The sequence below is a fragment of the Pseudomonas sp. GW821-FHT07G06 genome, from assembly GCF_058986625.1.
Genome location: NZ_JBYSVW010000006.1, coordinates 55630 through 72733, shown reverse-complemented (window position 1 = coordinate 72733; position 17104 = coordinate 55630). Strand labels below are relative to the sequence as shown.

The 17104-nt window shown below is 66.1% G+C and carries 4 protein-coding genes; all 4 read left to right on the top strand.

Features of this window, described 5'->3' with window-relative positions:
- Positions 1 to 2367, top strand: a 2367-nt coding sequence (locus tag AC3WJW_RS13385) for a condensation domain-containing protein (protein WP_493726308.1), incomplete at its 5' end; no start/stop codon positions are given.
- 87 nt (positions 2368 to 2454) lie between these two features.
- Positions 2455 to 11565, top strand: coding sequence for an amino acid adenylation domain-containing protein (locus tag AC3WJW_RS13380; protein WP_493726307.1), 9111 nt, complete (start codon positions 2455 to 2457; stop codon positions 11563 to 11565).
- 58 nt (positions 11566 to 11623) lie between these two features.
- The gene (locus AC3WJW_RS13375) at positions 11624 to 15460 is read left to right on the top strand and encodes a non-ribosomal peptide synthetase (protein ID WP_493726306.1); all 3837 of its coding nucleotides are present in this window, start codon (positions 11624 to 11626) and stop codon (positions 15458 to 15460) included.
- Positions 15457 to 17100, top strand: coding sequence for a cyclic peptide export ABC transporter (locus tag AC3WJW_RS13370; protein ID WP_493726305.1), 1644 nt, complete (start codon positions 15457 to 15459; stop codon positions 17098 to 17100). Before AC3WJW_RS13375 ends, AC3WJW_RS13370 begins: the two co-directional genes overlap by 4 nt.
- Positions 17101 to 17104: the final 4 nt, after the last annotated feature.

The following is a 17104-nucleotide window of genomic DNA, read 5'->3' as shown; positions in this document are numbered from 1 at the left end:
CTGAGCCAGTTGATCCAGCAGGAACAGGTCACCACCCTGCACTTCGTGCCATCGATGCTGCGCGCCTTTGTCGAAGAACCGAGCCTGAAGAACTGCCACAGCCTGCGTCAGGTGTTCGCCAGCGGCGAAGCGCTGCCGGTGGATCTGGTGCGGCGCTTCATGGGCCAGCACCCGGCGGCGCTGGTCAACCTGTATGGCCCGACCGAAGCGGCCATCGACGTCTCGGTGTGGCGCTGCTCGGCGGACGATGTGATCGTGCCGATCGGCAAACCGATCGCCAACCTGCACCTGTACATCCTCGACGAGGCCATGCGGCCGCTGCCGATCGGCAGCATCGGCGAGCTGTACATCGGCGGCGTCGGCGTGGCCCGGGGCTACCTGAAACGTGCGGAGCTGACCGAGGAGCGTTTCCTCGCCAGCCCGTTCATTGACGGTGATCGCCTGTACCGCACCGGCGACCGTTGCCGCTTCCTCGCCGACGGCAACATCGAATACCTCGGGCGTCTGGACCATCAGGTGAAACTGCGTGGCCAGCGCATCGAGCTGGGGGAAATCGACGCCGCCCTGCTGAACCAGCCGGCAATCACCGGCGCTTGCACGCTGGTGATCGATAACCGACTGATCGCCTTCTACAGCAGCAGCGCGCCGCAATCGGAGCTGGGCACAGTGCTCGCTGCCGAATTGCCGGCGTACATGGTGCCGGCGGTCTGGGTCGAAGTCGCGGCCCTGCCCCTGACCAGCAACGGCAAGATCGACCGCAAGGCCCTGGCGGCCCTGCCATTGCCACAAAGCCAGGAAGCCTACGCGGCACCGCGCAACGAGCTGGAAACGCTGCTGTGCCAGCTGTTCGACGAGTTGTTGGGTGAAATGATGAGCAGCGACCGCGAAGTCGGCACCACGGACAGTTTCTTCGCCCTGGGCGGTGATTCGATTCTCGGCTTGAAGCTGATCTCGCGCCTGCGTGAAAACGGCTACTCGCTCACCCCGAGGGATCTGTTCCGTTCACCGACACCGGCGGCGCTGGCGCAGGTGGCGAGCCCACTGCTGACCCTGGCCGAACAGGACGACGTGACCGGCGCCATGCCGCTGATGCCGTTGCATCAATGGTTCTTCGATCAGCAGCAACCGCAAGCGGCGTACTGGAACCAGTCGGTGCTGGCCGACAGCGACCGTCGCCTGGAGCCGGCCCTTGTGCAGGCCACGCTGGATCGTCTGGTGGCCCATCACGACGCCCTGCGCCTGCGTTTTGCCAAAGTCGAAGGGCAATGGCAGGCGCACATCGCACCGGTAGCGCCAGCGCAACTGACCTGCTGCGACCACCCGGAACAACTGCAAGACGTTGCACAGAGCCTGGACCTGCAACACGGTCCGCTGTTCGCCGCCGCCCTGCTGGAAGGCCAGCCGCAACGCCTGTACCTGGTGGCCCATCACCTGGCGATCGACGCCGTGTCCTGGACGCCGTTGCTGGAGGATTTCCAGCAGCTGTATCAAGGCCTGGAGCGTGGCGAGAACCCGAGCCTGCCGGCGAAAACCACGTCCTACCGCCAATGGGCCGAGCACATGCGCGCCCACGGCGACAAGGTCGGCGCCGAACAGCGCTACTGGAGCAACCAGACGACCCTCAACGCGGCACCGCTGGCCACGGTCGCCGAGCGCCGGACCCTGTCGGCCCGCTGGGATGCTGCGCGCACCCACCAATGGCTGACCGAGTCCCACGCCGCCTACCGCACACAACCGGAAGAGCTGCTGATCGCCGCCCTCGCCGCGACGCTGGCGGAAGCCGAAAGCCGCGCCGACATCGTGGTGGATCTGGAGCGTCATGGTCGCGATGCCCCGTTCGAAGGCCTGGATGTCAGCCGCACCGTCGGCTGGTTCACCACCCTCTACCCGTTGCGCGTGACGTCCAGTGGAGCCCCCGGCGACCGGGTGCGCAACGCCAAGGAGGCCTTGCGCGCCGTGCCGGGCCAGGGTCTGGGTCACGCCTTGCTACGCCAGCGCGGCGCCTTGCCGGCGGGTCGTGGCGATGTGCTGTTCAACTACCTGGGGCATGAGCAATCGGCCGGTGGCTGGTTGCGCGCCAGCCAGCTGACGCCGCCGTCGGAAGTGGCCCTGGCCAACCGCGTGAGCCATGGCCGCGAAGTGGTGGCCTGGCTGGAGGACGGTGTGCTGCATGTCGACTGGCACAGCGTCACGCCGAACGCCGACAGCCGCCTGCCCGCCCGCCTGCTGGAGCACCTGCAAGCGCTGGTCGGGCATTGCCTCGACCCGCAGGCCGGGACACTGATGCCATCGGACTTCCCGCTGGCCAAAGGCATGAACCAGGCCACCCTCGACACCCTGCTCAAACGCCTGGGGCCGAAGAAGTGAGCCCCGCCATCGCCCTGGATCTGATTTCGGAGTGCGCCGTTCGCGGCGCACGTGCCCCTTGGTTTTTCTGGATTGAACACTGCTGCCATGCATGACCAAATCGAAAACATCTATTCGCTGACTCCGCTGCAAAAAGGCCTGCTGTACCACGAGGCCTATGCCCCCGAGTCTCGGGTTTACTACCAGCAGATGAACATCGCCCTGGCCGGCGAACTCGACCTCGGCGCTTTCCGCCAGGCCTGGCTGTCGTTGATGCAACGCCACGCGGTATTGCGCACGGCGTTCCTCTGGGAAGAGCTGGACGATGCCTATCAAGTCATCCTCAAGGAGGTTGACCTGCCGCTGCGCGAAGTCGACTTGCGCGGCAACCCGCAGGGTCTTGCGGCGCTGGCGGCGCAGGATCATGGCCAGGCCTTCGACCTGGGTGCCGCGCCGCTGATGCGCCTGACCCTGGCGCGACTGGACGATAAGGACGGTCTGGCGCACTGGTCGCTGCTGTGGACGCACCATCACCTGCTGCTCGATGGCTGGAGCGTCGGTTCGCTGCTGGCGGACTGGCGCGACCTGTACCGTGCGGCACGCCGTGGTCAACACGCGGCGCTGGACAGCGTGCGGCCGTTCCAGGACTACGTGGCGTGGCTGGGCGAACGTCCTTCGGCGGACGAATTCTGGCGCCCTCGCCTGGCGGATTTCGCCAACACCACTCGCGTGCCGGAGTCCGATCCCCGTGGCCTGCTCGCCGACCCGGTCGAGGCGCACCTGCCGTGCACCGAACACCTGTTGGTACTGGATGCCGGGGCCACCGCCCGCCTGAGCGGTTTCGCCCGGGACAACAACCTGACCGTCAACACCTTGCTGCAAGCGGCCTACGCCTACCTGCTGGGCCGCCACAACGGCACTGACGAAGCCCTGATCGGCGTCACCGTGGCCGGGCGTCCGCAGCGCCTGAGCGGTGTCGAACGCATGGTCGGCCTGTTCATCAACACCTTGCCGCTGCGCGTGCGCTGGGACGATGCACCGACCGTGGGCCAGTGGCTGGCGGGCATTCAGGACTGGAACGCCGAGATGCGCGAGCATGAACACACGCCGCTGGCCAGCCTGCGCGCCTTGACCGCGCTGCCGCCCGGCGGCGAGCTGTTCGAAGCGATCATGGTGTTCGAAAACTTCCCGTTCCCCCGCGAACTGGACCAGATCGACGACGGCCTCTTCGGCCTGCCCGATGCCGAACACAGCGCAGCGCTGCGCCACACCGGCGGACGCAACAACTACCCGATGTCGTTGATCGCTTCGATGGAAGGCGACTGCTTGCAACTGCACCTGGTGCACCAGCGCAAACGCCTGTCCGATGCCGCCGGCGCACGCCTGTTGCAGCAACTGGTCACGCTGATCGACGAACTGAGCCGCGATGCCTCCCGGCCACTGGCTGACGTGCCGCTGTGCCCGGCGCAGGAACTGAACCTGACCCGCGCCTGGGGTAACGGTGCGACGCTCCAATTGCCGGATGCGCCGCTGCACGAACTGATCGCCGACCAGGCACGCCGCCATCCCCAGCGCGAAGCGGTGCGCGACGCCCAGGGTGCCTTGAGCTATGGCGAACTGCTGCAAGCCTCGACCGGTCTCGCCAGTGCCTTGCGCCAACGCGGCCTGCAAACGGGTGATCGCGTGGCGCTGGCCCTGCCCCGCGGCAACGACGCGGTGGTCTCGCTGCTGGCGGTGATGCAGGCCGGCGGCTGCTTCCTGCCGCTGGACCTCGGTCAGCCGGCCTCGCGCCTGGGGGCGCTGATGACCAGTGCCGACGTTGACTTCATCATCGGCACGCCGACCTTCGACACCGCGTCGGCCCAGGTGATCGACGCCACAGCCCGCGCTGCCGGCATCGACCTGCCGGCGGTGGATCAACAGGCCTGCGCCTATGTGATCTACACCTCCGGTTCCACCGGTACACCAAAAGGCGTGCGCCTGTCCCATCGCGCCATCGTTGCCTATGTCAGCGGCATCCTCGCCGAACTGGGGTGCGCCGACGCCGAACAGCCATGGCGCCATGCACTGCTCTCGACCCTGGCGGCCGACCTCGGCTACACCCAGTTGTTCGGGGCGCTGGTCAGCGGAGGCAGCCTGCTGCTGGTGGACGACGACACCCGCGCCGACCCGAACGCCCTGGCGCAATGTTTTGCCGAATTCACCCCGGACCTGGTCAAGCTCACGCCCAATCACTTGCACGGCCTGCTCGCCGCGCACCCTGACGCCAGCCTCTTGCCGCGCCAGGCCCTGTTGCTCGGCGGCGAAGCCTTGCAAGGCACTTTGCTGGACACCCTGCGCGGGCTGCGTCCAGACCTTGCGGTCTACAACCACTACGGCCCGACCGAAAGCGCCGTGGGGATTTGCCTGTCGCGCATCGACCAGCCGCTGGCCGGAGTCCAGCCGCTGGGCCATCCGCAACCGAACCGCCAACTGCGGGTACTCGACAGCCAGGGCCATGCGGTGCCCGTGGGTGTACCGGGTGAACTGTGGGTCGGTGGCGAAGGCCTGGCCATCGATTACCTGGGCGATCCGGCACAAACCGCCGCACGCTTCGCCGCCGTCGCCGACCTGCCCCGTGCCTACCGCACCGGCGACCGTGTGCGCTGGCTGGAATCCGGCGAACTGGCGTTCCTGGGTCGCGTCGACAATCAGATCAAACTGCGTGGCTACCGCATTGAACTGGGTGAAGTCGAAGCCCAGATCAAACGCCTGTCGGGTAACATCGAACACGTGCTGGTACGGGTGGTGCAGCCGGCCAACGAGACCCCGCGCCTGATCGCATGGCTGGTCGCCAGCACCTCGCTCTCGACCGACAAGCTGCGCTCCGACCTGGCACTGCGGGTGCCGGATTACATGGTGCCGGCGGATTTCATCGCCCTCGACGCGATCCCGCTCAATGCCAACGGCAAGCCGGACATTGCCCGCCTGCCCCTGCCGGACGCACCGACCTCCCAGGACAACTACGTAGCCCCCCGCGACGCGGTGGAAATCGCCTTTGCCGAGATCTGGCAGGATGTGCTGCAAGTCGAGCGCGTGGGCATTCACGACAACTTCTTCGCCCTCGGCGGCGATTCGATTCTCAACCTGCAAATCATCGCTCGCGCTCACCAGCGCGGCATGAAGCTGACGCCCAAGCAGTTGTTCGAAAACCGCACCATCGGCGAAATCTCCGCGGTGATCAGCCAGGGCGCGAATTACAGCCGCGACACTTCCAGTGCCGCGCGCAATGTACCGCTGACCCCGGGCCAACATGCGCGGATCGAAGCCGGCCCGTTGGCGGCGGACTGGCGTTGCGTGGCGCTGAACACGCCGATCAGTGTCGAGGTGCTGAACCGCGCCGTGCTGGCCCTGCAACAGCAGCACCGCGCCTTGCAACTGGGACTGGTGCAGCAGGCGGACGGCGGTTGGTCACAGAACCTGCCAACGACGCCGAAACCGGTCAGCGCCAGCTGTCAGCCATTGAACATTGACGACGCCAAGGCCTTGGCCGAACAGGCCGAACACGTTCTGGCCACCCTCGATCACGCGGCGGGCGAAGGCTGGCACGCCGTCCTTTCGCAACAGGGCGATGCCGTGCTGCTGGTCACCCACGCCCTGCGGCTGGACGCGGCGTCCTGGGCCTTGCTGATGACCGACCTGGCGCTGGCGCTGGCTCAAGCGCAATTCGAGCGTGCCATCGAGCTGCCCCATCACGGCGGCCATCTGGATGAATGGGCCGAGCATCAACACAACCGTGCCCGTGACGAAGACGCACTGGAACCGGCCTGGGAATACTGGCTGCAGTACGCCGGTGAAACCCTGCCAGCCAGCGCACAAACCCATGGTCCGGCCACTGCGCGCCGGGTGCAGATCGACGCATCTCTCAATGCCCGCCTGAATCTGCTGCAACGCCGCAGCCACGCCCCTTGGGCGTCGCTGGTGACCGCCGCAGTCGCGGCGGAGCTGGCTCAGCAAAGCGCGACTCAAGACATCTGGCTGACCCTGGATCGCGGCCGCTGCGAGCGCGCACGCCTGTCGCTCGACAGTGCCCTGACTCGCACCGATTTCAATCCGGCCACGGTTATCGGCGCCCTGAGCCACCCCGTTCCCCTGCGACTGAGCGTGACTCAGACCGGCGGCGCCGCGCAGATGCTCGCCCAGGTCGACGCGCAACTGGCCGCCGCACCGCACACCGGTGACGATTACGGTGTGCTGCGTTACCTGACCGACAACGACTACCTGCGCGATCCGCTGTTGAGCCTGCCACAGCCGAGCGTGCATATCGTCATGGCCGGTGAATGGCAGGCCCATGAAGGCCCCCTGGGCGATGTCATTGCCGCCAGCGCGCCCACCGATGGCGCCGGGCTGACCCTGTGCGTCAGCCTGCAACAGGGTCAGTTGCACATTGATTGCCGTGGCCCGGGTGCCGATCATTGGGCCCAGGCGCTGGAGCAGCGGCTGAACCTGCTGGCCGCCGACGCCGAAAACGCCCTTCCGGGTGCCCACGCGTTCCCGCTGTGCCGCGCCGCCGGACACGACCTCAGCGCCCTGGGCGCGAACTTCGACTGGGCCGGCATCGATGACTTGCTGCCGCTGTCGCCGATGCAGGAAGGCATGCTGTTGCATACCCTGCTGCGCCCCAACAGCGGCATTTACCTGATGCAGCAACGTTATCGCTGGGACGGCGAACTCGACCGCAGCGCCATCGAATACGCCTGGGCGCAGCAACTGGCACGGCACCCGATGCTGCGCACCGGTTTCTGGTGGCAGGACGGCAAGGCCGCGCTGCAATGCGTCTACCACGACACCGACCCGGCCTTCGCCTGGTACGACTGGCGCGGTCTCGACGAAGCCAGCCGCCAGCGTCAACTGGACGCCGTGCTGGATGCCGAGTGCCGTCAGGGCTTCGACATGCGCCGCCCGCCGCTGACGTTCCTGCGGGTGTTCCAGGTCGCCGACCAGGAGTTCCTGATCGTGCGCAGTTTCCACCACATCCTCACCGACGCCTGGTGCTTCGGCCTGTTGATGGCCGACCTGTTCGCCCACTATCAGGCCCGCGTGCTCGGCCAGCCCGCCGCACGCCCGTTGCTGCCGTCGTTCAGCAACTACATCCACTGGTTGCAATGCCAGGACAGCCGCATCACCGAGCAGTTCTGGACCCGCGAACTGGCGGGCTTCAGCGCGCCGACGCCGTTGGTGGTGGATCGCCCGACGGTGACCGAGCAAGCGGTCGAAGCGGTGGCCAACCTGGACGTCACCCTGTCGATTGCCGAAACCCGTGCCTTGACCTCCTTGTGCCAACAGCACTCACTCACGCCCAACACCTGGATCCAGGGCGCCTGGGCCCTGCTGCTGTCCCGTTACAGCGGCAGCGATGACGTGCTGTTCGGTGTGACCGTGTCGGGTCGCCCGACCGAGTTGCCCGGTGTGGAAGACATCGTCGGCTTGTTCATCAACAGCCTGCCGCTGCGGGTCAAGGTGGATGATTCGCAAAGGGTACTGCCATGGCTGCAAGCGCTGTTCGCGCACAACTTCGAGTTGCGAGCCTACGAGCATGCGCCGCTGGTGGATATCCAGCGCTGGAGTGAAATCGAGCACGGCCGGTCGCTGTTCGACAGCCTGGTGGTGTTTGAAAACGCGCCGTTCGATGCCGGCCTGTCGGATCGTCAGGTGGACTTCAACGTCGACATCTACGAAGACCGCGTGCACACCAACTACCCGATGACCGTCGTGCTGTACCCCGGCGATCGACTGGGCATTCGCCTGACCTACGATGCCGCGCGTTTCGATGCCGACACCGTGCAGCGCATGCTCGGCCACCTGCGTCAGTTGCTCACGCAAATGGTCGCGCAACCCGATGCGCCGCTGGCGACCCTGTCGCTGCTGACCCCGGACGAGCGCCAGACTTTGCTGGTGGACTGGAACCGCAGCGAATTGGACTTCCCGCTGGATCAGACCTATGCGCAACTGTTCGCCGGGCAAGTGGCGGCGAATCCGCAACGCATCGCCGCCGTGTGTGGCGCCGACAGCCTGAGCTACACCGAGCTGGACCAACGCGCCAATCGCCTGGCCCGTGCGCTGGTGGAAAGCGGCGCCGGTCGCGACACCCTGGTGGCCCTGGCCGGCGAACGCGGTCTGCCGTTGCTGTGCATGATGATTGCCGTGCTCAAGGCGGGTGCCGCCTACCTGCCGCTGGACATCAAGCATCCGCCCCAACGCCTGGGCGAGATTCTCGAACTGTCCGGCGCGACACTGCTGATGACCAGCGCAAGCGCCGACGCGGTCATCGACCCGGCCCTGGCGGCGTGCAGCGCGACGCCTTGCCGCCTGCGCACCGAAACCCTGTGGCTGAGCGGCGACGCCACGCCACTGCCGGTGACCGGCAGCCCGGATGACCTGGCGTACGTGATCTTCACCTCCGGCTCCACCGGCACGCCCAAAGGCGCGATGGTCGAGCAACGGGGCATGCTCAACAACATCTTCGGCAAGGTCCCGACCCTGGGCCTGTCGAGCGCGGACCGGATTGCCCAGACCGCGTCCCCGGCGTTCGACATTTCGGTCTGGCAGTTCCTCGCCGCACCGATCCTCGGCGCCACCGTGCACATTCTGCCGGACGTGATCGCCCACGACCCCGAGCGTCTGCTGCAAGCGCTGGAGCAGGAGCAACTGTCGGTGCTCGAAGCCGTGCCGACGATGATCCGCGCCCTGCTCGACCTGGCCGATGCCGACACCCGACTGTCAGCCCTGCGCTGGTTGCTGCCGACCGGCGAAGCCCTGCCACCGGCCCTGGCCCAGGCGTGGCTGAGCCGCTTCGCCCATGTGCCCCTGATGAACGCCTACGGTCCGGCGGAGTGCTCGGACGACGTGGCCTTCCACCCACTGACCGAGGTGCCGAGCGAAGGTGGCAATGCCATGCCGATTGGCCGGCCGACCGCCAACAACCACCTGTACCTGGTGGATGCGGCCCTGCGTCCGGTACCGGTGGGTGTGCCGGGAGAAATCTGCGTCGGTGGTGTCGGCGTCGGTCGTGGCTACCTCAACGATCCGGAAAAAACCCGCAGCGCGTTTGTCGCGCATCCTTTCGAGCCCGGTGCGCGTTTCTACCGCACCGGTGACCTGGGGCGCTGGCGTGCGGACGGGGTGATCGAGTTCCTCGGCCGCCGCGACCAGCAGGTGAAGATCCGCGGCCACCGTATCGAACTGGGGGAAATCGAAGATCACCTCGGTCGTCATCCGGCGGTGCAAGCGGTGGCGGTGATCGTCAATGCCGACCAGCGCGGCGACCTGCAACTGGTCGCCTACCGGGTCGGTGACGACACGCCGGTCGCCGTGTTGCGCGAATGGCTGGGTCAACGCCTGCCGTCGTACATGGTGCCGGCCCATTGGCAACGCCTGGAGGCGCTGCCGCAGAACGCCAATGGCAAGGTCGACCGCAAACTGCTGAGCGCAAGGGCGCTGGACAACAGCGACCTGACCGAGCAACGGCTGCCCGCCAGCGAAACCGAGCAGCGACTGGCGGCGATCTGGACGCAGATCCTCAACGTGACGACCATCGGTGCCGACGACAACTTCTTTGCCCTCGGTGGCCATTCGTTGCTGGCGACCCTGGTGGTCTCGCGGATCCGCAGCCAGCTCGCGGTGGACCTGCCGTTGCGCGCGGTGTTCGATCACCCGGTGCTGGAAAACCTCGCCCGCGCCATTGACAGCGCACGTTTGCAGACCGCCCCGGCGAGCCTGCCCGCGATCACCCGGGCTTCCCGTGAACACGCGTTGCCGTTGTCGTTTGCCCAGCAACGCCTGTGGTTCCTGGAACAACTGAACCCGGGCTCCAGCGGTTTCAACATTCCGTTTGCCCTGACCTTGACCGGTGCCCTGAATGTCGAAGCCTTGCGTTCGGCCTTCGAGCAACTGGTCGCTCGCCATGAAGTGCTGCGCAGCACCGTGCACAGCGATCACGGCGAACCCTGGCAGCGAATCGAAGCGCCGCAGGCATTTGCCTTGCCAGTCACCGATCTGCAACAGGTCGCCGATCAGGAACCGGCCATCGAGGCGCATCTGGCCGATGTGTTCGGCGAGCCGTTCGACCTGACCCGGGCACCGCTGATCCGTGCACGCCTGCTGCAACTCGACAGCCACACCCACGTGCTGGCCATCGCCCTGCACCACATTGCCGTGGACGCCTGGTCCATCGCGCAACTGGTGGAACAACTGGCCACGGACTACGCCACTTTCGGTACCGCCGCTGACCCGATCGACACTCCGGCCCTGCAATACGCCGACTTCGCCGTGTGGCAACGCACGCACCTGCCGGGGCCGGTCTGGCAAACGCAATTGGCCTACTGGCGCCAGCAGTTGCAGGCAGTGCCCGCGCCACTGCTGTTGCCGGGCGCTAAAACCGCGCAGCCGGGCCACGAGCATGGCGGCTGTGCGCGCCATCGCAGTCGCCTGTCGATGGCGCTGACCCAGGCCATCGGTGAACTGGCCACCGCTCGTGATGCGTCGCCGTTCATGCTGCTGCACAGTGCGCTGAACGTACTGTTGCATCAGCAGACCGGACGCGAAGACCTGCTGGTCGGCACCGACATCGCCAACCGTCATCAGCAACAGACCGAAGACATGGTCGGCTTCTTCGTCAACCAGTTGGTGCTGCGCTGTCGCGTGACGCCAGAACTGACCTTTGCCGAGTTGCTCGGCGATGCCCGCCGCGTGGCGCTGGATGCCTTTGCCCATCAGGACTTGCCGTTCGATGCGCTGGTGGCCGACCTGTTGCCGCAGCGGGACGCGCGGTACACGCCGTTCTTCCAGGTCAAACTGGTGGTGCAGAACACGCGCCAGCAAGACCTGCAATTGCCGGGACTGGCGATCAGCGAACGGGAACTGGAACCGCAAGCCGCGGATGTCGACCTGCTGATCAATGTGGTGGATGACGGCGAAGGCTTGCTGGTGGTGTACGACTACGACACCCGCCGTTACGCCAGCGCCAGCATCGAACTGCTCGACACTCTGTTCGTCTGCCTGCTCGAACAGCTCGTGGCGAATCCCGACACCCGCGTCGCGCAACTGCTGCTGCCCGTCAATCAACTGCAACAGGCCCGCCGTGACCAGGCGCAGGCCGCCCTGCGCGAGGCCGGCAATGCCCGCCAGAGCACCCTGGGCCAGGCCCGCCGCCGCAGTGTCGTGAAGGATGCCCAACAATGACTGCCCTTGTTGCGGTGAACCTCGCGCCCATGTCCCACTTTTTTGTACAGGTCTCAGCATGACTCAGACTCACGAAGACACACCGTTCGAAGGTTTCGAACTGTCGCCGCAGCAGGCTCATCTGTGGCGCCTGCAACAGACCCGCCTGGCCCCGACGGCACACCGGGCCACGCTGCGCATTCGCAGCGAACAGGCACTGGACGGCGCACGGCTGCAAAGCAGTCTGTGGGCGCTGGTGCAACGCCACGAGATCCTGCGCACCCGTTACCAGCAATTGCCGGGCCTGTCGTTGCCGATGCAGGTGATCGACGATTCGGTCGCCGATGGGCAAGCGCCGGGCATCGAGCTGCAACTGGCGGCCGATGGCCGTTCGGCGACGCTGGGGTTGCCGGCGCTGCATCTGGACAGCACCAGCCTGGGTTACCTGGGTGAAGAATGGGCCTCGGGTTACCTGCAAGCGGCACCTCAAGACCCGCCGTTGCAATACGCCGACTATGCCGCGTGGCGCCAGGAATCGGCGGACGACGAACAGGGCCGCCAGTTCTGGAATGAACAGCTCGGCGCAATGATCGATGACGTACCGTTACCCTGGCAGCGCCAGCGCGGCGCGTCATCCGCCCTGCTGGAGCCGGGCCGGGTGCAACTGGCGCTCGACGAAGCCATCTTGCAGCGTCTCGACCGGCAAGCCGCCAGCCTCGGTGTCAGCAGCGGCACGCTGGTGCTGGGCGCCTGGGTAGCGCTGTGGCAACGCTACAGCGAAGCCGAACGCCTGACCCTGGCCTACGAACATCAGGCACGTCCGGATGTGCTCGGCGACGCACTGGGCCTGTTTTCCGAGCCCTTGCCGCTGACCCTCGACACGGCGCCGGAGCAGTCGTTTGCCGCGCTGTGCCAGCAACTGAGGGAACGCGTCGGCCTGCTCAACGATGCGCGGGACAGTTACCCGAGCCACCTGAGCAACGTGCCGGCGCTGTCGGGCGTGGGCTTTCGTGAACTCGCCATGACCCCGCACAGCGCCTTGAACGATGCCGGCTGGCAGATTGAACTGGCCGACAGCGTCAGCGCCGGTTGTGCGCTGCTGTTGCAGTATCAACCGCACTCGACCCACGCCTTGTCGCTGCATTTTGACGCCGTGCTCTATACCCCGGCCCATGTCGACCTCCTCGCCGGGCAACTGCTGAGCGTGATCGAACACAGCCTGCGCGAGCCTTCGACCGCTCTCGGCCAACTGGCGACCTGCAACGCCGCCGAGCAACTACGCGTCACCGGCGAACTGGCCTCGGCGCCGGCCCTGACTGCGGCGCAGGAACAGCTGTACGCAAGGACGTTCGCCCTGCCCCACCTGGCCGCGTGCTTCGCCAAAGCATCGGCCAGCGATGCCGGGCGTCCGGCAGTAACCGGACCGAGCGGTACCCTGAGCCATGCCGAGCTGGACCGGCGCGTCACCGCCCTCACCCAACAATTGCTCGCCCATGGCCTGGAGCCAGGTGCGCGGATCGCACATTTCCTGCCACGGGACATCGATGCCGTGGTGGCTCTGGTCGCCATTTTGCGCGCCGGTGCCTGCTACGTGCCGGTTGATCCGTCCTACCCTGCCGAGCGCATCGAACATATTCTGCGTGACAGCCAGGCATGTCTGGTGCTGACCCACCGCGCCCGCGTGCAGGACCTGCCGGCCGACTGGCAAGCCAACGCGCTGGCAATCGACCAGGACCTGCCGGCGGTGCCGTTGTGTGACGAGCCCCCTGTCGCGCGGGACCAGCCGGCCTACCTGATCTACACCTCCGGCAGCACCGGCCAGCCCAAAGGCGTAGTCATCAGCCATGCCAATGCCTTGCATTCGCTGGCGGCGCGGCTGGCGGGGTATCCGCAGCCGGTGGAGCGTTTCCTGTTGCTGTCGTCGTTCGCCTTCGACAGCTCCATCGCCGGGCTCTTCTGGAGCCTGGCCCAGGGCGGCTGCCTGCACCTGGCCAGCGAAACCGAACAGAAAGACCCGCTGCAACTGGCGCGCCTGATCCGCGACCACGGCGTCTCGCACTTGCTGGCGTTGCCTTCGCTGTATGCCCTGTTGCTCGATGAATTGGGCGACACGCCGAGCCCGCTCAACACCGCGATTGTCGCCGGTGAAAGCTGCCCGCCGGCACTGGTCGCCCAGCATTATCGCCGTCAACCCGGCGCGCAGCTGTACAACGAATACGGCCCGACGGAAGCCTCGGTTTGGAGCACCGTCGCCCTCTGCCAGGCGGACCAGGACGCGGGCAGCGTGCCCATCGGCCGCGCCATCGCCCACACCCGCGTGTACCTGCTCGACAGCGAGGGCGCGCCCGTGGCCCGGGGCCTCAAAGGGGAAATTCACATCGCCGGGCCGGGCCTGTCCGCAGGCTATCTGGGCCTGGCACAGATGACCGCCGAAAAATTCATCCTCGCCACTCATCCCGCCCTCGACGGCCAGCGCCTGTATCGCACCGGCGATTTCGCCTGGCAGGACCTGGACGGGCAATTGCGCTTCCTCGGGCGTACCGACTCGCAGATCAAGCTGCGCGGCTACCGCATCGAGCTAGGCGAAATCGAGACCGCGCTGTGCAAGGTCAGCGGTGCCAGACTGGCGACCGTATTGCTCGATACCACCCAGGCCGAACCGGGCTTGCGCGCCTTCGTCGAGTCGGCCACGACGTTGCAGGCCGACGCGCTGCGCGAATCCCTGGCGCCCCTGTTGCCGGCACACATGATCCCCGTCGACATCCAGTGGCTGGCGCAGCTGCCCCGCACCGCCAACGGCAAGGTCGATCACCGGGCGCTGCTGGCCCGCGTGCCGAACCGCAGCCTCGCGGCTTACGTCGCGCCCGAAGGCCACGTGGAACAGATGCTCGCGGCGATATGGCAAGAGCTGCTGGAAGTCGAAGTGATCGGTCGCCATGACGACTTTTTCGCCCTCGGTGGTCACTCGTTGCTGGTGGTGCGCATGACCGCCAGGCTGCGTGCCGCTCTCGGCATCGAAGTGCCGGTCAATGTCATTTTCCAGCACCCGACGCTGATCCGCCTCGCCGGGCAGATCACTCGGCCCGACGACCGTGAAACCCTGATCACCTTGCAGGCCGGCGCCCCGGGACAGACGCCGTTGTTCTGCCTGCACCAGCCGGCGGGCGGGGTTCATCACTATGCATCGATGGTCGCCGGATTGCCCGAGCAGACACCGGTGCATGGCATCGCGCTGCCGGAGTCGTTGCGTGACCGGGACCTCGTCGCCCTGGCCAGCCACTACCTGCCGCAGATCCGCCAGGTTCAGCACCAGGGGCCTTATCGTCTGGGCGGCTGGTCCATGGGCGGTCTGCTCGCCCTGGAGCTGACCCGGCAACTGGAGGCGCAGGGGCAAACGGTGGAATGGCTGGGCCTGTTCGACAGCACCTTCCACGCCGAGGACCAGGCGCTGGAATGGGATGCGTTGTACGGCATTGTGCGCCAGGAGCTAAGCAGCGACAGTCGCCAGCGCCTGGCGACCCTCGCCCCGGAAAGCCTGAGCGAATTGCGCACGGCCACGGTCGGACGAAATCGCGTCGAGCAGTTGCGCTTTGCCCTGCTGCAATGGGCAAGCGCCAACGGCCTGAGCCTCCAGGCACCCCAGGCTTATGTCGAGCAGACCCTGAACGTCATGGCCGACGCCCGTCGCTGGGTCAACGGTTACTCCGTGCCGACCGTGGCCGCCACCCTGCAACTGTGGTGGGCCGGCCAAACCCTGGTCGAACGCCCGGACCTCCCCGCACAGTGGGACGCGATCAGCCGGCTAACCTGTCATCATCAGGTCGCCGCCGATCACGAATCGATCCTCGGGCAATCCGCCTTCCATGAACAACTGAACAAGTCGCTGGCCATGGCCTCGACGGAAACCGTCGCATGAACCTGATTCTCTATCTCTACCGCCAATCGGCCCGCCTGCTGGCGCTGGCGTCCATCACCGGTGCACTGGGCGGTCTGGCCAGTGCCGGGCTGGTGATCCTGATCAACCGCGGGCTGGCCAACCCGCAGCAGTTACCGGAGTTGGCCCTGGCCTTTTTCGGGCTGTGCGCCGGCATGCTGCTGAGCAAGCTCTGCTCGGAAATCTCGTTGCTGCACCTGACCCAAAGCGCGATTTTCCAGATGCGCATCGACCTCTCGCGCAAGCTGCTGGCCACGCCGCTCAAGCGCCTGCAAGGCATGGGCAAGCACCGTTTGCTGGTGATCCTCACCGAAGACGTGCATACCTTTACCGCCGCGTTCGAATGGGTACCCCTGCTGTTCGTCAACGCCGTGGTGACCCTGGCGTGCTTCGCCTACCTGGCGTGGCTGTCGTGGTCGTTGCTGGCGATTCTGGCGCTGTTTCTGCTGGTCGGACTGGTGGCGTTTCACCTGGCCGAACGCGGGCCGTTGAGTCATCTGGAGCGGGTGCGGCAACAAAAGGACGTGCTCTACCAGCACTTTCGCAGCCTGATCGAAGGCAGCAAGGAACTGCAACTGAACAATGCCCGTGGCGAAGCCTTCGTCGAGCGGGTCATCCGACCGGGTGCCGATGAATTTCGCGTGCGTTTCCTGCGTGGCATGGCCGGGTATTCGGTGGTGGCCAACCTCGGCACATTGCTGTTCTACCTCAACCTCGGCGTGCTGCTGTTTGTCGTGCCGTTCTGGTTACCGCAATCGATCACCGTACTGACCAGCTTCACCGTGACCTTGCTGTATCTGGTGCGGCCGATTTCCGACCTGATGATCGCCCTGCCCTCGCTACGTCAGGCCAGCATCGCCCTGAACCGCATTCGCCAACTGGACGCCGAACTGAGCAGCGAAGCCCAGGCCGCCGCCCCGGCCGGCAACCTGTTCGCCACTGAAGGGCCAATGCGCCTGTTGCTCAACGGTGTGTGCCATCGCTACCCGGGTGAACATGAAGATCATCCGTTCATGCTCGGCCCGGTGGACCTGACCCTGGACCAGGGCGAACTGGTGTTCGTGGTCGGCGGCAACGGCAGCGGCAAGACCACCCTGTCCATGCTGCTGCTCGGGCTCTACGCCCCGGAAACCGGCTGCGTGGTGCTCAACGGCGTGGAAGTGGACGACGACAATCGCGAGCAATACCGTCAGCACTTTGCCGCTGTATTCGCCGATTTCCATCTGTTCGAACATCTGCTGGGCGACGACGGGCCGGGTGCCGAACACCGCACCGCCGAAGCGACCCGCTATGTGAAAGCCCTGGGTCTGGGGCACAAGGTCAGCATCGTCGACGACCGTTTTTCCACCGTCGACCTGTCCACCGGACAGCGCAAGCGTCTGGCGCTGGTGTCGGCGTACCTGGATGACAAGCCGTTTTATCTGTTCGATGAATGGGCCGCCGACCAGGACCCGACTTTCAAGCGCGTGTTCTACATGGAGCTATTGCCGGAGCTGAAGGCCCGGGGCAAAACCGTGATCGTGATCACCCACGACGACGCGTATTTCCAACAGGCCGATCGGGTGCTGAAAGTCGAGAATGGCCGTCTCACCCAGGTCGAAGCCCACGCGGCTTATGCCTGACGGC